The sequence below is a fragment of the Bradyrhizobium sp. SZCCHNR1051 genome (genome assembly GCF_032489615.1).
In the GTDB taxonomy this organism is placed as follows: domain Bacteria; phylum Pseudomonadota; class Alphaproteobacteria; order Rhizobiales; family Xanthobacteraceae; genus Bradyrhizobium.
The window spans coordinates 26,524-47,787 of the sequence record NZ_JAUEYJ010000023.1 but is presented as its reverse complement, the minus strand read 5'-3'; the positions used below and the strand labels follow the sequence as shown (position 1 = coordinate 47,787).

Below are 21,264 nucleotides of genomic sequence, written 5' to 3'. Positions count from 1 at the left end.
GAGATGACGATCGGTCGGAGCCGATCCGCCACGACCGGCACACTCTGCGAAGTCTGGATGCCATTGGTCCCAGACATCAGACCCGAAGCACGCGCGCGATTTCTAGCAGCCGCGGCACCTGCGCGTGAATGGCTGCAGCCACGTCGCGGTCGAGCCTGTCGCGCCAGCGCGCAGGAATCGCCGCCAGCCCATAGGTGGCGCCGGCCAGCATGCCCGCGAGAGCGCCCGTCGTGTCGGCGTCGCCGCCCTGGTTGACGGTCTGCACCAGGCATTCTGTGAACGAGTCGATGGCGAGATAGTGGTGCAGCACGGTCTGCATGGTGTCGACGATGAAGGCCGAGCTCTGCCCGGGGTAGGGGACGAAGCTGAAGGCGCGGTGCTTGCCGATCAGAGCTTCGGCTTCGCGGCGGACGGCGTCCTGGCCCTCACCCTGCAGCAAGGCATGAGTCATGCGCACCAGCGCAACGCAGGCGTCGTCCGACAACGGATGATGGTGCGTGGCGCGCGCCTGCGCCAGCGTCCACGTCTCGGCGTTGTCCGGTGCCTCGAGCGTCGCGAGCGCCACGGGCAGTACGCGCATCGCCGCGCCATTGCCAGCGTCGCCTTCGGCGTAGACACCTTCGACCGTGCCGCGCATGACGTAACGGCGGATGCCGCGGCGGCAGGTGTTGCCGACATCGGCCGGCCGGGTCCGAAGCCATGCCGCGAACTCCTCGCAGACGTCGCGTGCGTCGAAGCCGCCATTGCGGATCAGCGAGCGTCCCAGCGCCAGCGACATCTCGGTGTCGTCGGTGACCTCGCCCGGCTTCAGCTTCAGCCAGCCGCCGCCGATGATGTCGCGATGCACGCCATATTGCGCGGCGATCTCGTCTCGGGTCATGAACTCGACGGTGGCGCCGAGCGCGTCGCCGATGGTAAAGCCGAGATAGGCCGCGAGCGCGCGTTCCTCGACATCGAGTGCGGTCATGCTGCGATCCGCTCACACATAGTCGACGCTCACGCGGTAGTCGCCGCCGATTACGAGGTATTCGCCTTCGCCCTTCAGCGCATGTGATGACAGCAGGCCGTTGAAGAACACGATCTTGCTGACGGGGAGGTGCGCGGTGAGGATCATGTCGCCGAAGCAGCCGGCGGTGTCGCGGTCGGAGGAGAACGAGACGAGATTGTTGAGCCGGACCACCGCCTCGCGCCGCGTCGTTCGCTCCACGATCCAATGCTCGTCGAACGAATTGACGCCGCGATGCAGCGTCAGATGCGTCTGGTCGGGGAAGGTGAAGCGGCGCATGGCCCATTGGCAGAATTCGAACAGCAGATCGAGCTGCACCCAGATCGCATTGTTGTGGAAGCGGCTCGACATCTTCTCCTCGACATAGGTCGTCCAGGCCCGGCTTGCCACGGCTTCGATAGCCTCCTTGTGGAACGATGGGCCGAGGCCGAACCGGCTCTCGACCCAGCCCTTGAGCACGGCGCCTTCCGGGCCGTTGCTGTCGAAGCCCCAGCCCTGGATCAGCCGCAGGAAGGACGAGCGGAAACGCCGCTGGCCGCCGGACGTCGCGGCGCGTTGCTCGGGATCGAGCCCGAACATCGCCATCATGTAGGTGGTGAAGGCTTCGCCGGCTTCGGCGAGATGTTCGGCCTGATCGAGCATCGTGAACAGGCTGGGGTTCATCTCGGTGACGCCCCAGATGTGCAGCGGCACCGCCGCCTCGTTGAAGGCAGCGCTCGCCAGCCACTCGGAAGGACGCCCCACGAGGTTGGTCGAATGGCCGATGCCGCGGCGGGCGCGCTGTACTGCGTCGTTCATGACCGGCATGATGCCGGGTCGCGCAGTGTAAGGGAAGCCGTCGGTACTGACATGGCGGAGAGCTTCTGATTGTCAGCTGCAACCGCCCCAGCCGGTGCTACCATGACCACCGCAACCCCGCCGCTTGGCGCCTTCGAAATCGCCAGCAGGCAACTGCGTCGCTGTTGCGCTGTCGGAGCGGTTCGTCTGTGAAGTGCATCGAGCGCGCCTGCCGAGAGCGTTGTCTTCGATCTATTCGAAACCGGCTGCTCGATCGCGCGCAGTGTGTCAGCACGGAGGGCAATCAGCACGATCGCGTTGAATTCTTCCCGGCCGTACACTGGTGAGATGCCCGCGTCATCTGCGTCCACTGTAATGCTGCGGTAAGGCCGTGACGCTAGCTTCAATGCGTCCTTACGAGCGGCATCACATCGGTTTCGCCATCGACAGCGTGTCACGATGAGCCATGGCTCGCAGTCTCTCGATGTGGTGTTCGATCGGAAGGACATTGGAGCGCCGCCGCAGACCCGAAAGCCCGGCCTGATCAGGTCGGCTCCGTCCCACCTGCGGCACCTTCCATCATGATCTGGCACCGCATGGCTTCGAACGTCGTCGGAGTCCAGTGAGCGGGCCGTTCGGTTTGTGTCCCAGCCCCACACGTCCGAACGGCCTGCCATGATGGACCTCGTGGTGACACTCGCGCTCACATGTTGGTCGCATCGTCTTGCGTCTGTAATGATACGGTAAGCCGCGGCCGCGAGTCTCCCGCAGCGACGGCTGAGCTGATCGCAAGGAGAACCCAATGAAACGAATTTGCGCGCTTATGATCGTGGCCTCGACCATCGCAGGCACGATCGCGACGCCGGCCAATGCCGGTGGCAACCGCGGAGCGGCGGTGGCGGCCGGCGTCGTCGGAGGTCTGGCGATCGGAGCCCTGATCGGGTCTGCGGCAACCGCCCGTTCCGCGCCCACCTATGTCTACAGCTACGAGGATTATCCGCCGCCGCGGGTCGTCTATCGTCGTCACCGCGTCTATGAGTACGACGCGGAATACGGCAACTATGGCGACGGCTATGTGTCCGGCTACCGGGACGGCTATTCCGACGGATCCTGGGACAACGACTGAGACCGCCGCCCAAGCGCAAGGTCCCGCCGACGCGGGACCTTGTCCTTGATCCGAATGTTCGGATCCGCTGACGAGGCTGCCGCGTCCAGCGTTGCCTCGACCTACGGTTCCTTCGGCCGTGTCACCAGGAATGCCACCACCGTTCGTGTGCATCCCGTCCAGCCGAGCAGCCGGGCCTGCACCGCGAACTCGCGCTTGACGTAGTTGCCGGATCCGGCGGCCGCCGCTTCCGCGGCGCCGATGCAATCCGCCTGGTCGCGGAAGCACAGCGAAATCCAGCCTCCGCTGCCAGAGTCCGCACCGGTCTGGTGGGCTGTGGTGGGCAGACCGTAAGCGGGATGATCGGCACTGTAGAAGGTGGTTGCGAGCGCAAGGCTCTCGGTGCCGCCGACATGCTCGAGCGGCTTCCCCGTCAACTCCCGCCATTGTCGCGTCGCTTCCCGTGCGGTCTGCTGGTAGAAGGTACGACCTTCCTCATAGCCGTGCTTGTTGCGATAGAAGGCGTGGAGCGGCGCCGCAACGATCGCAGCCAGGACGGCGATCCCGGCCGTCAGCACCGCGATGTTGACGGTATGAAAGCGCGCGATCGGATAGCTGGTGGCGCAGACGACGACCACGACGAACAAGAACAGTCCCTGCAGCGCCCATAGCGACGGCAGGTCGGTGCCCATGACCAGCGCGTTGATGACGGGCAGGCCGAGCGTGCCGATGGCGATATATGACAACAGCCGGAGGCCGTCGTTCAGCGTGGCCATCTCCGTGGAGAAAGACCTGATCCTGGCGCCGGCGACGATCAGCCAGGTCGCGGCCGGCACGGCCATCGCGGCCGCGAGCCCCAGCAGGAAGAACAGGGAATCCCGTAACGACGTAGACAGGTTGGACCTGGCGTGCAGCAGCGCGTACTGAATGGGGGCCGCATCGTTGGCGACGAGCCAGTCGAGATGCATCGACAGCGCGGCGAGGCCCACGACGCCGGAGATCCACGGCGATGCCGATGTGAAGTAGGCGCGTCGCTGCGGATGCGCCATGGCGGCGAATGCGAAGCTCATCACCAGAAAGATCGAGTAGTACTTGCCGAGCAGCGCGAGCGCGGCCGTCAGGCCGGCGGCCGCCGCCCAGGGCAGCGTTCGCGTTTCGAACGCGCGCAGGAAGCAGTAGGTGGCGAGCGGCCACGTCGCGAGCTGCACCGAGTTGGCGTTGAAGCGCTGTGCGTGAAACTGATAGGCCGGCGTCAGCATCAGCAGCAGCAGCACGATCACCCGCTTGTCCCCAGTGACGAAACGGCGCGAGACGAGATCGACGCACCACAGCGCCAGCGCCGCGTTGGTCATCGCCATCAGGTGGAATGACCAGTCGGAGAGAGGGAAGACGGCGGTCCAGGCGCCGGCGATCCAGCCCATCAGCGGCGGATGCTTGTCGTAGCCCCAGGCGAACTGCCGTCCGAATGTCCAGGTCTCGAGAACGTCGGGATGCAGGCCGGCGCCGGCATAGGCGATCGAGAGATAGGCCGTCCACACGGCCACGAAGCACGTCAGCAGCAGCGGCACCGCCCAGCCGGCCTCGATGCCGTCCAGCCAGCGCAGGAATGGAATGCGCCAGGCCGCCGGATGGCTGTCCGACCGTTCAGCGACGGTCGAGAACGCAAACTCGTGGAACATGCCGGTGTGCATCAAAAATGGTGCGTCGAACGGGACGTTCGGTGAGCGGCCGCGGCCGATAATTGGGGGCGGACCGTCCGGTGTGTCCGGTCGATCATGCGGCAGGCTCCATGCGAGCGAATCCTCGGCGTTTGTTTGAGTGTGCCAGTCTCGGCCAAGACGATTACGAAAGGCTGACGCCGCCGGCTTGCCGGCCGATGGAAAAACGGATCATCGCGGCGGGACACGTCATACGACCGCAATCGCGCCAGCCGAGAAGCGGTTCAGCTTGCAATCGGAGATGTCGCGATAGGGCCAGTGCCCGCCAGCAGCGTGGAGTATATGAGCTGCGCGCGATCGGCGCTGGCAGAACGAGTCAACTTCGCTTGCGCGATCAAACAAAAGTATCAGAACACCGCCGACGTAATCCTATTGTAATCCCTCCGTAATGATAGGAACAGCCGATTGTCGATGATGCGGGAGAATCGCGTGCGCGTTCTGGTCGTTGAGGATGACCCCCAGCTGGGGATCTGGCTGCGGGATGCGCTCGCGACGGCGTTCGGCTCGTCGGACATCGTCACGACACTCGACGAAGGGCGTGCGGCGATCGCCGTGCGCAATTTTGAGCTCGTGGTGATCGACCGCGGCCTCCCGGACGGCGACGGGCTGGCGCTGTTGCCGGACCTGCGGCAGCAGAAGCCGAGCCCGGCGACGGTCGTGCTGACCGCGCTCGATGACCCCGCCGACATCGCGCGTGCGCTCGACGAAGGCGCCGACGACTACGTCGCCAAGCCGTTCGAGCCGATCGAGCTGGTGGCACGGGCGAGGGCGGTGCTGCGCCGGCTGTTTCTCGACCGCGGCGCGACGGTCTCCATCGCCAATCTGAGCTACGACATCGTCAATCGCGCCGTCTGCGTCGAGGACGTGCCCATCGTGGTGCCGCGGCGCGAGCTGGCAATCCTTGAGGCGCTGGTCCGCCGCAGCGGGCGGGTGGTCCTGCGCGAGACGCTCGAAGCCGCGGCCTACGGCTTTGAGGACGAGATCCAGTCGAATGCCATCGAGGCCCACGTCTCGCGGTTGCGCCGCCGGCTGCGCGAGGCCAATTGCAAGGCCGCCATCAGGCCGGTGCGCGGCCTCGGCTATCTCCTCAGCGGCGAGTGACGCAGGTGAGGTGGCAGAAGCTCAGCCGTATCCGCCGCTCGATCACGTTGCTCTCGGCGACGCTGATCGGGGTGGTCACCACCATCATGCTGATCTGCGCGGCCGCCTTGCTGATCCGGTTCGGCGGCGACGATGACGGCACATGGGGCGCCGCCGACGTCGCCGATGCGCTGAAGGAGGCCGTATCCCGCGATGCCGGCGGCCACCTGCTCATCAAGCAGACGTCGCGTCTCGACAAGATCATCCAGGATTTCCCGACTTTCTGGTACGTTGTCTCCGACAAGAGCGGCGAGGTCAGCTACGGGCCGATTCCGAAATGGCGTCCGCACAAGCCTCCGTCGTCGCAGGACGGCACCAGCTTTCTGGCCTATGCGATCGATGGCGAGACGCGGAATTTCAAACGCATGACGGCCGTTCGGAATACGCCGGTCGGTGAGGTCTGGATCGAGACCGGCGGCGTCGCCTATACGTCGACGCAGCTGATGCTGGGCACGCTGACCGACGCGACGGTCGTTGCGCTTCCAATCATCCTGGTGCTGGTCGTGACGGTATTCGCGGCCCTGGTGTTCGTGCCGACGCTGATCGCGCGCCCGGTTCGTGCGGTGGCGCGCGCGGCCGAGATGATCGACGGCGTGCCGGACGGCCGACGGCTGCCCGAGCGGGACGCGCCGGCGGAATTGCTGCCGCTGGTCACCGCGTTCAATCGCGCCCTGTCGCGCATCGATCATGCCGCGGAGGCGCAGCGCAACTTCCTGTCCAACGCGGCGCATGAGCTGCGGACGCCGCTGACCAATGCGCGGACCATGCTCGAGGCAATCCCGGATGCTGGCTTGCGGGCACGTCTCGTCGGCGAGAACCAGAAGCTGTCGTCGATCGTCACCATGCTGCTGCAACTGGCGCGCATTTCGATGGAGCCGGTCGAGCTGACCGAGATCGATCTGGTGGCGCTGGCCCGGCGCGTCACGGCCGAGCATGTGCCGATGGCGCTGAAGGCCGGCCTCGAGATCGGCTTCGCCGGATGCGATGCGCCGGTCTCGATCCTCGGCTCGGAGCCCGCGTTGGCGGTCGCGCTCTCCAACCTGATCAGGAACGCCGTCATGCATGCCGGCGCCGGCGGTCCGATTCTCGTCGAGGTCGATGCGTCGGCGCGCCTGAGCGTGATCGATTCGGGGCCCGGCCTGCAGGCCGATCAGCCCGAGCGCCTGCTGCAGCCGTTCGAGCGCGGCCGCGCCCATGGCGACGGCATGGGGCTCGGGCTCTCGATCGTGTCGCAGGTCATGGCGACGCATCACGGCCGCGTGGCGTTGCGTGAGACGCCAGGTGGCGGCACCACGGTCGAGCTCAGCTTCGCGCCTGCCGCGCCTCAGCCGGGCGGTGCACCGGCGGCGGCCGAGGCGGCAATCCCGGCGGTCCGCCGCACAGCCGAGAAGGCCGCGCCGCTGTCGCGCTCCGTTTAACGATTCCGCGGCCCGACCTCGCGAGCCTCGCGCGGCCCGCGCTCAGCGCGGCTCCCTGCTCCGCTGCCACTTCAGGAAGTCGCTGTAGAGTCTCGCGGCCTCGTCCGGCGACATCCGCGCCTGCGCCTTGCGCTCGTCGAGAAACTTGCGGAATTCGGCCGGGTTGGCATCCTGACCCGGCGACTGCATCGTGCGGGCGCCGTCGAGCCATTCCTGCGCCGCCTTGAAGCGGACCAGGCCCTGCACCGGCGCCGACAGCACGGTGTCGCGCCATTTCGGATGCCGCGGCGGCGATTGCAGCACCTGGATCTTGCCGAACAGCGCGTCGACGAACCGCGCCGTGCGGCGATAGCGCTCGCTGTTCTCCGGCCAATTGTAGACCATCAGCACGGTCGAGGCGGCGACGGTCTCGACCTTGGTGCCGGGCGGCACCAGGTTCGGATATTCCTCGGACGAGAACGACGACGGCAGATAGATGTCCTGCAGCGCGTGGTCATAGGGGATCGTCAGGAGATGCAGCCGGCCGCCCTCGTTCTTGATGCCCTTGATGATCGGCGCGTCCTTCGACACCGAGGCGATCCAGGCATCGCCCTGGCCGTCGATCAGCTTCTGCAGCCCGCCGGTCGGATCAGTCTGGGAGTCGATGTCGGCGCGGATGCCGAGCCGGCGGAAGATCGTGCGCGCCGCCGGCAGGCCGATCGAGCGCTCGGCGAACACCCGCCGTCCATTGAGATCCTCCAGCGAGCGGATCTCGCGCCGCGCGACGATGTGGACGTCGTTGTGGAAGAGCTGCGCGATGTAGCGCACGCGCTGCGCAATGTCTGGAATGTTGTATTCCGTCTTCACGAATTCCAGCGCGTCGGTGGTGACGAAGCCCATGTCGATGTTCTTCAACATGATGATGTCGATGAGGTTCTGCGCCGAGCCCCTGCCGAGGATCGGCAGCACGCGCAGGCTCTCGCCCTCGTCGAGCACCGCGGCCATGTCGGAGCCCATGACCGACATCGGCCCGCCGATCGGCGCGGTGATCACGGTGACGGTGCCGGAGTTCAGCGCCTCGCGGTCCGGCAGCGTACCGACGGCGCCGCCGGCCGGCGGGCGCTGCGGCAATTGCTGCGCCCGGGCGCTGCCAGCCAGCGCCACGAGGGATGACAGAACAAGTGCAAATACGAATGCGCCAACAGCTACGCGCGCGACACGATTCACCGAACGCTTCCTCGATACATTTTAACTTGACAGTGGACTTAGCAGTTCGATCCCGGCCGAAGTTTGGCCGTGAGGTGGCGATCCGCGAGATGCTGCAAAGTCGCCCGGCCCGCTTCACGGCTGTGCTGAAAATGCGGTGCAGGAGCAGCGTGATCAAGTGCCGCGATCGAGGACCGGCGCTGAGCGCGCCGAATCCTCGATCACAGGCCGTGTTCGGTGGAGAACGATCGTACTGCGTGCGTGTCGAAACGTCGCATGCTCGGCGCTGAATGATGGCGCCGCGCGCCGGCGCTCACGCGCTGGCCGCGTCGAGCCGCGCGACCTGATCCGCGGTCAGTGCGAGCTCCGTCGCCGCCACCAGGATGTCGACGTGCTCGGGCCTGGTGGCGCTGGCGATCGGCGCCGTCACCGACGGCTTCGCCAGCAGCCACGCCAGCGCGATCGATGCCTGCTGCGCTCCGGTCTCCCTTGCGACCGCGTCCAGCGCGGCGAGGATGCGCATGCCGCGCTCGTTCATGTATTTCGGGATGCCGCGCTGTCCGCGCGGGCTCTTGCCGAAATCGGCCTCCGAGCGATACTTGCCGGTGAGGAAGCCGGCGGCCAGCGAGAAGAAGGTGATGACGCCGACGCCGTAGTTCTCGCAGACGCGTTGCAGCGCGCCTTCGTAGGATGCGCGCTCGGCGAGGCTGTATTCCGGCTGCAGGCTCTCATAGCGCGGCAAGCCGCTCTTCGCCGACAGCTCGAGCGCGGCCTGCAGCCGCTCGGCCGAGAAGTTCGAGGCGCCGATGACCCGCACCTTGCCGGCCTTGATCAGCCTGTCGTAGGCCGCCAGCGTCTCCTCCTGCGGCGTCGTCTCGTCGTCCTTGTGCGACTGATAGAGATCGATCACGTCGGTCTGCAGCCGGCGCAGGCTGTCCTCCACCGCGCGCGCGATGTAGTCGGCCTTCAGCCCGACCTTGCCGTCGCCCATGTCCATGCCGACCTTGGTGGCGAGGATGATGCGATCGCGGTTGCCGCGCAGCTTCATCCACTTGCCGATGATGGTCTCGGACTCGCCGCCGCTGTGGCCGGGCACCCAGCGCGAATAGACGTCCGCCGTGTCGAGGAAGTTGATCCCGGACTCCAGCACCTTGTCGAGCAGGCGGAACGAGGCCGCCTCGTCCACCGTCCAGCCGAACACGTTGCAGCCGAAGCAGAGGGGCGGAACGTTGAGGCCGGAACGGCCGAGCGGGCGCATCTTCATGGGAGGCTCTCGATCTGAATGATGTTGGCTGCATCCATCGCGGACGCCTGCCGCAGATTGCCGTCATTCGTCGCGCGAGACCAGCGCGGCAGGAGCATGGCGGGCCCGCCCGGCCGCATCCAAACCGTGGCGCGGCTGCCCCGAAGTGGGTCCGGCAGCGTCAGACTTTTCACTCACTTGCCGATGATGGTCGCAGCCTGCGAATGCCTCGCAGCTGGAGACTCGAGGCCATGAGTGAGGAGTCCGTCTGATGAACACGCTGACCTATGACCAGCTCGGGCTGAGCTCAGATGGCCTCATGATGCCCGATCCGGCCGCGACGGCGAAGAACACGACGACCAATATGGCTGCGGCCGCCTCGCCTGTCGTGCTGCCGCCCGGCGCGGTGTCGGATCCGGTGGTGCATGCCGACGGCTCCGAGACCGTCTCGGTTCATACCGGCGGACTCACCTTCAACCTCACCTTCGATGCCGCCGCTGCTGCCGCGCCTGAAAGCTTCCGCGCCGGCGTCGAGCAGGCTGCGGCGATTCTGTCCTCGGCGATCACCGATCAGGCCACGGTCAACCTCGCGATCGATTTCGCCGGCACCGGCGGCGGCGCCGGCGCCAATGTCTCCAATGGCGTCCTCGCCAACTACGCGCAGCTCCGAACCGATCTGCAGGACCACGCGGCGGCCGGCGACACGGTGTTCGACAACCTGCCGACGGGGCGGGCAGTGCAGGGCCATTCCCAGGTGTTCGTCGCCAACGCCCAGGCCAAGGTGCTCGGGCTCATCGATCCAAACAGCACGACGACGGAGGACGGCTTCGCCGTCTTCAACACCGACATCCCGACGCAGTCGCTGGTCGGCGTCGCACTGCACGAGCTGTCGCATGCGCTGGGACGCGTGCCGTCGCCGGGCAATCTCGACATCTTCGACCTGTTCGACTTCACCAAGCCGGGGCAGCATCTGATCAACAACAGCATCAGCTCGGCGCCTCCCGCGTATTTCTCGCTCGACGGCGGCGTCACCAAGATCGCCGATTACGGCCAGATGTCGGACCCGGCCGACTTCCTCAACACCGGCATCCAGGGCGCCCGCGATCCCTTGAACGAGTTCTACAATCCGACCACGTCGCAGACACTGTCGCCGATCGATCTCGTGGTGCTGGAGACGCTCGGCTACAATATCTCGACCCCCGACACGCAGGCGCTGCTCGCCCAGATCCCGCACGCCGCCGGGGTCGCCGCACCGGTGCAGACGCCGCAGCAGGCCGTCGCGATCGCCTCCGCCGTGGCCGCCGAGACGGCCGCCAGCCTCACCAAGCTGGGTGATGCCGCCGGCGCCGCGCAGGTGCTGGCGAATGCCCAGGCCGATGCTGCTGCGCTGAATGGCACCGATGCCGGCGCGAACCACGACCACACAACGGCCTATGCGTCCTATTCCGCCGAGCCGCACCACGATCCGATGATGCTCGCGATGCATCTGCACGCGATCAGTGCGAACTGAGGCGGTCGCTACCAGCAGAGGATTGATTGGGCGCGAGAAGGTCATCGCGTAGTCGATCTAGGTCATGCCCGCCATTTCATCGTCGTCATGGCCGGGCTTGCCCCGGTCATCTCCGTCGCACTCGCCTGAACTGAAAGGCGTGATGTAGCCAAGCGATCGGGCGGATCGGAGGTGCGGTCCGCTCACGATCAATCGCCATGTGTCCGCCGCGACAGGTCAGGATCGCTCGCGGTCGCGTTGTCGGTTGAGTTGACGCAAATAGCTCAAACCGCACACGGTCAGCCGGCCGGGATCATCCTCGCCCTGATCGGCCATCCCGCGCAGGTGCCGCGCCAGCGCGCGCCGCGTCGCCTGGTCCAGATCGTGTCTGGCCATGCGGCGATAGATCTGCATCGCTCGCGAGAGCGGCTTGGCAAGTTCGATCCGAGGCATCGAAGTCAACGGAAGCCGGCGGCGATCGTTCCGATCAGGGCGCAGACGCCGGCTTGGCCGGGCGCAAGGTGACAACGACGGGAATGGCGATCGCGTAGATGGCGACGACCGACAGCCAGATCGCCCCGGGCCATTCGTCCCTGACGGCGAAGTACAGGCTCGAGAAGCCGAGCGGCGCAACGATCGATGCGAGGCTGACCGTGGAGGCGAGCACGCCCTGGAGTTGCCCCTGCAAATCCTCGTCCACCTGCCGGGTGGCGATCGACTGCAGGGCCGGCATGCCCATGCCGCCGAGCGCGAACAGCGGCATGGCGCCAAAGACCATCCAGCTCTGGTTGGCGAACGCCATGGCGGTGAGGGCCGTGCAGACACAGGTCACTCCGGTCAGGATCGCGCCGCGCTCGGTCAGCAATCTCACCGCCGGACCGGGAAGGAATATTTGGGCCAGCATCTGGCACACCCCGAAGGCGCCGAGCGACAGGCCGATCCAGAGACCGCTCCAGTGGAAGGTGTCGCCGCCCCACAGCGCCCAGCAGACGCCATAGGCCTCGCCGGTCGCGCTGAACAGGAAGAAGAGGAGAACGACCGGCAGCAGGCTCTTGACGGCGAACACCCAGCGCAGTGGCCGCAGCGGGTTCAGAACTGCGATCTCGATCTTGCCAGGGTCCGGTGGTCGCGATTCCGGCAGCATCAGCAACGCCAGCAGGACGTTGCATCCGTTCAAGGCCGCCGCCACGACGAACGGCAGCCGCAGCCAATGGTCGCCGAGCGCGCCGCCGAGCACGGGCCCGATGATGAATCCCATGCCGAACATCGCATTGAGGAGCCCGAAGCGGCGGGCCCGCTCGTCCTCGCGCGAGACGTCGGTGATGTAGGCGGTGGCCACCGAGACGTTGGCGCTGGTGACGCCGGCGATGGCGCGGCCGAGCAGGAGCATCCAGAGATCAGGCGCCGCGGCCAGGAACAGGTAGTTGACGATGGCGCCGGCCAGCGAGACCAGCAGCAGCGGGCGCCGGCCGAGCCGATCGCTCAGCGAGCCCAGCACCGGGGCGCAGATGAACTGCATCGCGGCGTAGAGCGCCGTCATGACGCCGAGAAGGGACGCCACGTTGTCGGCGTGCGTCACGTCGTGCAGCAGCGACGGCAGGATCGGAAAGATCAGCCCAATGCCGACGGCATCGAGCACGATGGTGAGATAGATGACGGCAACAGCCCTGGTCATGGCGCGCTCCGGTCCACGCGAGCCGATGGCGCAAACACGCGCGACCGCTCGCTGGAGCCTGACGATCCGTCAGGCGATTGATGTGTGGGAGACGCTGGGCGGTCCATGCCAGAAGGCAGATGGACGGCTTGTACTCGGCCGCAGGCAACGACCGCTTTTCGCGACAGGCGCCGTCTACACGCCGAGATCGGGCGGCGCAAGCCGCTTTTTCCGAACGACGATCGGTGCATTCAATGCATATTCAGGCGAAGGCCAGTCAGTGAGCGCCTCCGCCGGAGCAGGGACTGCCGGGAGCGATCTCAAGTCGCCGGGATCGGCCGCGGCGATGACCAAGAAGCTCAAGCCTCGCATCCTGGCGAGGTTCTGCGCGAGGAATTCCTTATTCCGATCGAAATGTCGGCCGGTGCCGTCGCCAAGGTATGCGGCCTGCCGCGAACCCGCATCGAGCGGATCGCCAGCGAGCAGACCGGCATCACGGCCGACACAGCGCTCAGGGTTGCCAAGGCGCTCGACACGACGCCGGAGATCTGGCTCAATCTGCAGACGGACTACGATGTTCAGATCGCGAGGCGCGATCCCGGTAAGGCTCTCGATCGCATCGAGACCGTGAACAAGTCGCGGGCGGCCTGAGATGGGAGATGCCCTTAGGCTCTGGCCATTTGGTACAGCGCTGCCTTGAGGCGACGCGTGCCCAATGGTGATGAGCCGGCAGAGCGTGCGGGGCGCGACGGCGTCAGTTATGTGCAGCGTCACTGTAATTCCCGCTCAGCTTTGGCTTAACCTACAGACGACTACGGTGCCGAGATGGCGAGCGCGATCTCGGCAAAGCCGATCCTGTCCGAGATTGGGGGCTCTTCAAAAAAATGCAGCGCCGAGCAGTGTCATAGGCTGTACCCAACCGAATTGAATGCGCGCCTTTGATCAGCGGAAACTGGTCCACGAAATCCGTCGGGGAGTAGCTTAAATCCGTAGTCTCGCGGACTCGATCCTTTGCGGATAAACTTGCGACTTAGTATTTCTAGATACTCCGGCATACAGTTCCCAAGCCAAGATTCATCGAGAGATCGGTACACTGCGCTGGCAGCGCAATCCGCGACCTGCAACCCAGCTTCATCGCGGTTGCGTCGAGCTTCAATGGTCTTTGGGTCGACTACAGCCCAATCGATCTGTCCTCTATTGTTGAAGTAGTCTCTGCTGCGGCGCTCTGTCTTGAGTTTTAGTAGATAAGCTCGCGTCTGGGAGTAAGAGAATTCCTTTCGAAGAGAGAATGTGATCTGTATTGATCGTATCTCGCCATATGCCTGTACCGTCCAGCGCCGACACTCTGCGCTGGCTCGTTCAAGTAAGTACCGAGTCAAGTTGTTGTAAAACCAATTGTATCGACGAGGTCGATACTTGCCTCGTACGAACTCCATGTTTCGGGCTTCGCATCGAAGATTTCTGTAGCGCGCCATATTCCGCTTGTTTGACACGATCGCCACCAGCCCAATCTGAGTTCGGGCTAGTGCTTTCAGTAACGCAAGTTTTTGGTTGTCATCTAAGTCTCGGAAGTGAACCTCGTCGTGCGGGGCTAGCCCAATCTCGCGTTTGATATCGTTAAACGAGCGGATCAATGCTTGATAGCGAGTGGTTCGCACAAGGACGCCGCAGAGAACGAAATACTCAGAGGCGCCGTCCTCATTGAGCGGGCGAATGCGATCGAGGCCCTCATCGCCAGCCTCATCAATGAAAAGAAGAAATCCACAGCTCATGGCTCTTAGGCTCTGTACGTGTTGCTATTCTATCCATAGTCAGGTGTGATGCTCTGCTGAAATCTGAGGTAGAGATCTTAGCTTAGGCGACACGTTGTTGAGAAGCCTGCAGGCTTAAGCCTACGACCTTGCGTTCCTAAGGTCGACGTTTAGGTTTGGCGAAGGGAGTGGACACCGGTCATGGCTCGTAAGGCTCACCACCGCGATATTTCTCCAACTCTACTTGCTGCGACGCAATGGATTGAGCGATGCCTCATCAATGACGGCTCCCTGTTCCTGCCTGGAGCCCTCTGGACCCTGCCAAACGTCGAAGAGGTATCAAAGGCGTTTGTCGATCATCCGGATCACGGAGACGATGATTTCCTGACTAAGCTCAAAGGGCAGATAAATCCGGCTTCGCCGGAAGCCCGTAGGCTCATGGCAGAGATGATATGGAGTCTGCTGCTGTTTCCTTCCAATATGAAGGCCGCAACAAAGCGGCAGCAAATAAGAGAGATCTGGGCTCTTGGCGGGTCTGGCTTGCATGAGTCGGAGCCGCTACTTGAGGAAGGCGTGCTGAGAGGCGTGGGGTCTGGGGGGCCAGGTTTTAACGCTTATCGTCCGAGCGAGCTTGAATACCTCCTGGCACTCGTGAGAGATCTCAAGGCGCGACCTTCCGCGGATCGCATTAAGATACTAGGCGACTATGATGAATTCGTTCTGTGGATTGCCCAGGTTCCTCGAAAGGGGAGTCGACAGTTTAGGCATATGCTCCGCTTCTTTGCGTTTCCCGATCTTGTGGAACGTATCTCGTCTAACAATGACCGACGTAAGGTTCTGATCGGCTTTGGTGTGGCCCCTGCCAACGAAGTCAAGGGCTGGTCGGATATCCAATTGGACAAAGCGCTCTTAACGCTTCGGGAGAGCCTTGAAGAAAAACACCCAGACGAAATCGTCGATTTCTACAGTTCAAGTTTAAAGCCCCGTTGGTCAAAAGACCAAAAAATAAGAACAGCCGATGGTGAGGTGACCGTTGTTGTCCCAGTCGATAACGACGATGACGAAGAAGTTGTTACGGATGAATTTCTTGCCGATACATCAACGGAGCTGCGCCCATCCTACCAAATTCAAGCAAAGCTTGCCGAAATCGGTGCGCGAATAGGATTCAAGATTTGGTTGCCACCAAGCGATCGGGCGCGAATTCGTTCTTTCATGTCCTCAGTTGATCAGCTGGCGCTTCTCGACGAGCTGCCGCTTGTCAATGAAGGGGCCACACTGAGTACAATTGAGCTGATTGATGTCATCTGGCTGTCTGGGCGGACCATCGTGCGGGCGTTCGAGGTGGAGCACACCACAACAGTTTACTCCGGCTTACTGCGTATGGCTGACTTGTTAGCTCTCCAGCCGAATCTTGCAATCCAGTTCCATATCGTCGCTCCATCAGAAAGACGGGAAAAGTTCTTTAGAGAGATAAGACGGCCGGTCTTCTCGCTCTTGAATGGGCGTCCTCTCGCAAGGAGCTGTACGTTCATTTCGTATGAGAGTGTAAATGCTATCCGAAGCATTGAGCACCTTGCTCATCTCAATCACACGATTATTCGCGAATATGAAGAACAAGCCGACGAAAACTAATTGATGCCGGGACTTTTAATCGAGCTGCCATTCGTGGCCCTGGACTAGTACGCCCGACGGGCAATTCCCGCATCCCCGTCATGCGCAGATTGCCCGTCGAGCCAGTTTGTCGCACGTCGTTCGGCTTGCATCGTCGGGCAAATCGCGACGATCCTCTCGGCCATCCCGCTCGCGATGAAGAGGGGCGTTTCGGCCGATCGTCACGGAGCGTAGCAGCGGGGAGCGGTGGACGTGTCGGGCTCGGGGCTTTCGCGCAAGCGGGCCGACGAATGAGCCGGATGCGTACGGTCAAGTCGCGTGGTCCTGGCCTCCCGATGCTGAGGTCAAGCCGGTTGATGAAGCGGAGACGCGTCTCGCCGGTGATGGGGGCAAGACAAGCCCGGTCCCCAGGGAGATCGCGAAGCAGCCGTTAAAACCAGCGCGCGGGGAAGGCCGGGTCGTCCGGCTGAACTCGTGGTACCTGCCGCCTGCATTTTTTTCTGCAGGCGGGCCACGGGCCTCAGTCGAGGTCCGGTCTTCCCCGCGCCCTCTCGTTTGTCGAGGGCGATGTCGGCAGCATGACCTGGGCGCGAATGGCGTCGCGGGGCTTCGGTGGGCTGTTTGGAGAAAATCGTGCAGTGGATGTGGTGCGTGGGAGCGGATACGTCGCGCTCGCGATGCTCATCACGCCTGTGAGGTGGAACGGCCATGCGACACACTCAGTGTCGTCCCGGCCTTGAGCCGGGACCCATCACCACCGGCGGATGTGTGAGGCACGCAGGTGGCTCAGGATGTGCCAACACGTCTCCCTGTGGTTATGGATCCCGGATCTTCGCGCGCGATGCGCGCTCGTCCGGGACGACGGGGGAGTGTGGGGCGCGGGCTTGCCCTTGACGCCGAGATCGGAGGTCGTCCAGCGCGGACTACTTCCTGATCCGCACACCCTTCGTCGTGAAACGCTGCGGTCGCTGCTCCGGGCGCACCGGCCGCCGTGTCGTTGCGGCCTTGCCGGTGCCCGGCGGCTGATGCGCCGGCACCAGTTGCTCGGGGCGCGAGCCGATCAAATCGCTGCGGCCCATCGCCTTGAGCGCCTCGCGCAGCACCGGCCAATTGTCCGGGTCGTGATAGCGCAGGAACGCCTTGTGCAGGCGGCGCTGGCGCAAGCCCTTGATGGCTTCGACCTTGTCGCTGCCACCATGGCGGACGCCGCGCAGCGGGTTGACGCCGGTGTGGTACATCGCCGTTGCGGTGGCCATCGGCGACGGCAGGAAGGTCTGGACCTGATCGGCGCGGTAGCGGTTCTTCTTCAGCCACAGCGCGAGGTTCATCATGTCCTCGTCGCTGGTGCCGGGATGGGCGGCGATGAAATACGGGATCAGGTAGTACTTCTTGCCGGCCTCCTTGGCGGCGGCGTCGAACATCTGCTTGAAGCGGTCATAGCTGCCGATGCCCGGCTTCATCATCTTGTCGAGCGGGCCGCGCTCGGTATGCTCCGGCGCGATCTTCAGATAGCCGCCGACGTGATGCGTGACCAGCTCCTTGATGTAGGCCGGGCTCTCGACCGCGAGGTCGTAGCGCACGCCGGAGGCGACCATCACGCGCTTCACGCCCTTGACCTCGCGCACCTTGCGATAGAGCCGGATGAGATCGTCATGCGAGGTGTTGAGGTTCGGGCAGATCTCCGGAAACACGCAGCTTGGCCGGCGGCAGGCGGCCTCGACCTTGGGGTCCTTGCACGCCATCCGGTACATGTTGGCGGTGGGGCCGCCGATGTCGGAGATCACGCCGGTGAAGCCCGGCGTCTTGTCCCTGATACGTTCGATCTCCTGCAGGATCGAGCCTTCCGAACGGCTCTGGATGATGCGGCCCTCATGCTCGGTGATCGAGCAGAAGGTGCAGCCGCCGAAGCAGCCGCGCATGATCGTCACCGAGAACTTGATCATGTCCCAGGCCGGGATCTTGGCATCGCCATAGGACGGGTGTGGCGCGCGGGCGTAGGGCAGATCGTAGACGCTATCCATCTCCGCCATGGTCAGCGGGATCGGCGGCGGGTTGAGCCAGAGGTCGCGGTCGCCATGACGCTGCACCAGGGGACGCGCATTGCCCGGATTGCTCTCCCGGTGCAGCACGCGCGAGGCGCGGGCATAGGCTTCCTTGTCCGCCTCGACCTGCTCGCAGGACGGCAGCCGGACCACGACGTCGCCCTTCTCGCGCGCAGCGCCTTCGTCGGCGGAGTCGAGATCGTCGGCATGCAGCTCGACAAAACCCTCGGGCACTTTCCGGAACAGCGCGGTGCCGCGCACCGACTGGATGTCCTTCGGCGCTTCACCGCCGGCGATCCGGTGCGCGACCTCGATCACGGCGCGCTCGGCATTGCCGTAGATCAGGATGTCGGCCTTGGCGTCGGCGAGCACCGAGCGGCGCACCTTGTCGGACCAGTAGTCGTAATGCGCGATGCGGCGCAGCGACGCCTCGATGCCGCCGAGCACGACCGGCACGTCCTTGAACGCCTCGCGGCAGCGCTGGGCATAGACCAGCGTGCAGCGGTCCGGCCGCCTGCCGCCTTCGCCATTGGGCGTATAGGCGTCGTCGCTGCGGATGCGGCGGTCGGCGGTGTAGCGGTTGACCATGGAGTCCATGTTGCCGCCGGTGACGCCGAAGAACACGCGTGGTTTGCCGAGCGCCTTGAACGGCTCGGCGGAGTGCCAGTCGGGCTGCGAGATGATGCCGACGCGAAAGCCCTGGGCCTCGAGCAGCCGGCCGATGATCGCCATGCCGAACGAGGGATGGTCGACATAGGCGTCGCCGGTCACCAGCACGATGTCGCACGCGTCCCAGCCGAGCGCGTCCATCTCCTTGCGGCTCATCGGCAGGAACGGCGCAGGCTTCAGGTCCGCGCGATGGCGCGGCCAGGAACTCAGCGGTGGAGCGGTGAGGGCGATGTTCATCGCCCACGCATAGAGCCGCGGCGCTGCGAGTTCAACCGAAGCCCCGGTCGCAGACGAGGGCAGGTGGTCAATTTGTCCGGAATGGTTCCCGCGGCGTTGCGCGGGCGATCTGACGTCGCAGTTCCTGCCGTCTCAGTTGAGGTGATGCGACGCGCCGTTGCGGCGCTTGAGCCAGCCGTGGCCGAAATAGGCCAGCAGCGCGGCTGCGGCGAGCATGATCCAGATCGAGGGCATCTTCGAGCGCGGGCTGCCGCCGGCCTCGCCGACCGTGACGGGCTCGGTCATCGACACCAGCCGCAGGCCGGCGGCGTCGGTCGCGCGGCGCATGTCGGCGATGGCGGAGTGGGGCAGCGGGTCGGCGGCGAACAGCCGACCTGTCGCCGGCGCGTCGGACGCGGCGAGGTCGCTCGGCGGCGGCTCCATCGAAGACTGCGCGGCCTGGCTGCCGGAGGGCAGCTGGGCGAAGGAGTTCAGGTTGGCCGGCCGATGCGGCTTCGGTCCGTGCTGCGCCATCCGGTCCGGCTTCTCGGCCTTGTCCATTTTCTTGGGCGTCATGCTCTGCGGCACCGCGACCCGCACCTGCGGCCGCGAATAGGACGCCGGCTGGGTGACGGCCAGCATGCGGTTGGACCAGGCCATATAGGCCTTGCAGAGATCGTTGCAGTACTGGCCGTTGACCATGTCGCCGTTGGCGGATCCGGCCTGCGCGGCGCCGGGTGCGGCAATCCAGATGGCTGAGACCAGCGCGGCGGCCGCTCCGAGCCTCGACGGTGTCAAAACAGGCAATGCGCTCAACTGGCCGATCATCGCAATTTCCCCCGTCGCGGTTTCACGCCGTTTGGGGAATAACGACAGGCGGAATGGTCGAGAGTTGGATCAGATCGCGTCAACATCCGGATGAGTTGAGGTCAATTTGCTGATGCGAGGCGTTATCAATAAGGGGCGGGCTTTGCTGTTCGACATCGACGGCACGCTCGCCGACACCGATGCGCTGCATCTGCAGGCCTTCAACGCGGTGTTTGGGCCGTATGGCCACGTGTTCGACCGCGCGCGGGCGGCCCGCGAACTGCTCGGCCGATCCAATTTGTCGATCTCCGCCCAATTTCTGCCGGATGAGGCGCCCGAGCGGCGCGCGGCGGTCATGGCGCAGAAGGAGGAGGTGTTTCGCAGCCTCGCCGCCGGCGCGGTGCAGCCGCTGCCGGGCCTGACGGCGCTGCTCGATCGGGCCGCGGCGGCGGCGATTCCGGTGGTGGCCGTGACCAACGCGCCGCGGGCCAATGCCGAGCTGATCCTGCACGGGCTCGGGCTGATGGACCGGTTTCGCGCCGTGATCATCGGCGACGAGCTGCCGCACGGCAAGCCGCACCCGCTGCCCTATCTGGAAGGCCTGCGTGCGATCGATGCCTTGCCGGAAAGGTCGGTCGCCTTCGAGGATTCCCGCGCCGGCATCGCGGCGGCGACGGCGGCCGGCATCGCCACCGTCGGCATGCGCACCAACCTCGGTCACGACGAACTGATCGCGGCGGGCGCGGCGCTCACCGCGGCGGCGTTCGACGAGGCCGACGTGCTCGATCTGGTGATGGCGCGGCTGGGAGAGAGAATGTGAGCCATGACCCGCTTCCGGCGACGATACCGCCGGCGGCGGAGCTGACATGTCGCTGACATCGGGCAACAGCTTGCGGTCACCGTCCTTGCGCGATGGTCTCGACGAACGAGGCCGTCGGGTTGGCCGTCACGAGATCAAGGTGAGACGCATGCGCAAGTTGTTGATCGCGGCTGGTCCCTCGGAACTGTCGTTCCGGCCGATGCTGCAGGTCGATGAAGAGGGATCCGCGTCCAGTCAGCGCGGCCGGCGCGGCAGCGGAGCCGGGCGAGCCAAGCGCGCCGAGGGCCGCGCCAAGCGGTCGGCCCGGCGGTTTCGCTGGGCGCGGCCGTTGCGCGCAATGGCCGCCATCCTTCGCGGCTTGCGGGCGACGCTGCTGGCTCTCTCTCCCGTGGAGATCCCGAGCGATGTGAGCGTACGGCAGGAGAGCTTGCGGGACATGTCGCCGGTTGTGCCGCGGCTTCGCGTCGTCAGCGGCTGCGGAGGAGCGCGCGAGGCCGCCGCCGTGCCGGCCGCCGCGCCCAATGCGATCTTCTGCGCTGCGGCCACGCCCCGCCATCACGTCCGGTCGATGGACACGCCACGCGCCCAGCGCCGGCGGCTGCGCGCGCGCTGA

At 65.0% G+C, this 21,264-nt stretch carries 18 protein-coding genes and 1 pseudogene; 8 read left to right on the top strand and 11 right to left on the bottom strand.

The window, feature by feature from the left end; all coding sequences use genetic code 11:
• Window positions 1-76: 76 nt before the first annotated feature.
• Window positions 77-967 (bottom strand): ADP-ribosyl-[dinitrogen reductase] hydrolase, encoded by an 891-nt coding sequence (gene draG / locus QW868_RS25975; protein WP_316231862.1) that lies wholly within the window; start codon window positions 965-967, stop codon window positions 77-79.
• 12 nt (window positions 968-979) lie between these two features.
• Window positions 980-1,804 carry an NAD(+)--dinitrogen-reductase ADP-D-ribosyltransferase gene (locus QW868_RS25970; protein ID WP_316231861.1) on the bottom strand — a complete coding sequence of 275 codons (825 nt, stop codon included), beginning with the start codon at window positions 1,802-1,804 and terminating at the stop codon, window positions 980-982.
• A gap of 781 nt (window positions 1,805-2,585) precedes the next feature.
• Here QW868_RS25970 and QW868_RS25965 point away from each other — a divergent pair.
• Window positions 2,586-2,909: a hypothetical protein gene (locus tag QW868_RS25965; RefSeq protein ID WP_315812533.1), complete on the top strand. Its 324-nt coding sequence runs from the start codon at window positions 2,586-2,588 to the stop codon at window positions 2,907-2,909.
• 101 nt (window positions 2,910-3,010) lie between these two features.
• Here QW868_RS25965 and QW868_RS25960 read toward each other — a convergent pair whose 3' ends face one another.
• On the bottom strand, window positions 3,011-4,567 hold the full coding sequence (locus QW868_RS25960; protein WP_315812532.1) for a glycosyltransferase family 39 protein: 1,557 nt from the start codon (window positions 4,565-4,567) through the stop codon (window positions 3,011-3,013).
• Window positions 4,568-5,035: 468 nt separating this feature from the next.
• Between QW868_RS25960 and QW868_RS25955 the strand changes: the two genes are divergently transcribed.
• Together QW868_RS25955 and QW868_RS25950 are read left to right on the top strand one after the other, a co-directional pair.
• The gene (locus QW868_RS25955; protein ID WP_315734907.1) at window positions 5,036-5,707 is read left to right on the top strand and encodes a response regulator transcription factor; all 672 of its coding nucleotides are present in this window, start codon (window positions 5,036-5,038) and stop codon (window positions 5,705-5,707) included.
• Between the two features lie 5 nt (window positions 5,708-5,712).
• Entirely contained in the window at window positions 5,713-7,164 is a 1,452-nt protein-coding gene (locus QW868_RS25950) for a HAMP domain-containing sensor histidine kinase (RefSeq protein ID WP_315797150.1), read from the top strand.
• Between the two features lie 42 nt (window positions 7,165-7,206).
• On the opposite strand, the gene QW868_RS25945 is transcribed toward QW868_RS25950, so the two are convergent.
• Together QW868_RS25945 and QW868_RS25940 are read right to left on the bottom strand one after the other, a co-directional pair.
• Entirely contained in the window at window positions 7,207-8,370 is a 1,164-nt protein-coding gene (locus QW868_RS25945) for a hypothetical protein (RefSeq protein ID WP_316231860.1), read from the bottom strand.
• Window positions 8,371-8,662: 292 nt separating this feature from the next.
• Window positions 8,663-9,613: an aldo/keto reductase gene (locus tag QW868_RS25940; protein ID WP_316231859.1), complete on the bottom strand. Its 951-nt coding sequence runs from the start codon at window positions 9,611-9,613 to the stop codon at window positions 8,663-8,665.
• A gap of 250 nt (window positions 9,614-9,863) precedes the next feature.
• Between QW868_RS25940 and QW868_RS25935 the strand changes: the two genes are divergently transcribed.
• A complete protein-coding gene (locus QW868_RS25935) occupies window positions 9,864-11,102 on the top strand; it encodes an NF038122 family metalloprotease (RefSeq protein ID WP_316231858.1) in 1,239 nt (412 codons plus the stop codon).
• Between the two features lie 216 nt (window positions 11,103-11,318).
• On the opposite strand, the gene QW868_RS25930 is transcribed toward QW868_RS25935, so the two are convergent.
• The 3 genes from QW868_RS25930 to QW868_RS25920 all read right to left on the bottom strand — a co-directional run bounded on the left by QW868_RS25930 (window position 11,319) and on the right by QW868_RS25920 (window position 13,098).
• Complete coding sequence (locus QW868_RS25930) at window positions 11,319-11,534, bottom strand: hypothetical protein (protein ID WP_316231857.1); 216 nt, start codon at window positions 11,532-11,534, stop codon at window positions 11,319-11,321.
• Between the two features lie 34 nt (window positions 11,535-11,568).
• Window positions 11,569-12,756 (bottom strand): TCR/Tet family MFS transporter, encoded by a 1,188-nt coding sequence (locus tag QW868_RS25925; protein WP_316231856.1) that lies wholly within the window; start codon window positions 12,754-12,756, stop codon window positions 11,569-11,571.
• A gap of 174 nt (window positions 12,757-12,930) precedes the next feature.
• On the bottom strand, window positions 12,931-13,098 hold the full coding sequence (locus QW868_RS25920; RefSeq protein ID WP_316231904.1) for a hypothetical protein: 168 nt from the start codon (window positions 13,096-13,098) through the stop codon (window positions 12,931-12,933).
• On the opposite strand from QW868_RS25920, the pseudogene QW868_RS25915 reads away from it, so the two are divergent.
• Window positions 13,082-13,386, top strand: a pseudogene (locus QW868_RS25915) (HigA family addiction module antitoxin). The gene QW868_RS25920 and the pseudogene QW868_RS25915 overlap by 17 nt on opposite strands.
• Window positions 13,387-13,637: 251 nt before the next feature.
• On the opposite strand, the gene QW868_RS33610 reads toward QW868_RS25915, so the two are convergent.
• On the bottom strand, window positions 13,638-14,507 hold the full coding sequence (locus tag QW868_RS33610; RefSeq protein WP_410051325.1) for a DUF3800 domain-containing protein: 870 nt from the start codon (window positions 14,505-14,507) through the stop codon (window positions 13,638-13,640).
• A gap of 180 nt (window positions 14,508-14,687) precedes the next feature.
• Between QW868_RS33610 and QW868_RS25910 the strand changes: the two genes are divergently transcribed.
• Window positions 14,688-16,118: a hypothetical protein gene (locus QW868_RS25910; RefSeq protein ID WP_316231855.1), complete on the top strand. Its 1,431-nt coding sequence runs from the start codon at window positions 14,688-14,690 to the stop codon at window positions 16,116-16,118.
• Between the two features lie 902 nt (window positions 16,119-17,020).
• Here QW868_RS25910 and QW868_RS25905 read toward each other — a convergent pair.
• Window positions 17,021-19,045 carry a YgiQ family radical SAM protein gene (locus tag QW868_RS25905; RefSeq protein WP_315797147.1) on the bottom strand — a complete coding sequence of 675 codons (2,025 nt, stop codon included), beginning with the start codon at window positions 19,043-19,045 and terminating at the stop codon, window positions 17,021-17,023.
• 132 nt (window positions 19,046-19,177) lie between these two features.
• Window positions 19,178-19,852, bottom strand: coding sequence for a hypothetical protein (locus QW868_RS25900; RefSeq protein ID WP_316231854.1), 675 nt, complete (start codon window positions 19,850-19,852; stop codon window positions 19,178-19,180).
• 106 nt (window positions 19,853-19,958) lie between these two features.
• On the opposite strand from QW868_RS25900, the gene QW868_RS25895 reads away from it, so the two are divergent.
• Entirely contained in the window at window positions 19,959-20,651 is a 693-nt protein-coding gene (locus QW868_RS25895; RefSeq protein ID WP_316231853.1) for an HAD-IA family hydrolase, read from the top strand.
• Window positions 20,652-20,799: 148 nt separating this feature from the next.
• Window positions 20,800-21,264, top strand: a complete 465-nt coding sequence (locus QW868_RS25890; protein WP_316231852.1) for a hypothetical protein — start codon at window positions 20,800-20,802, stop codon at window positions 21,262-21,264.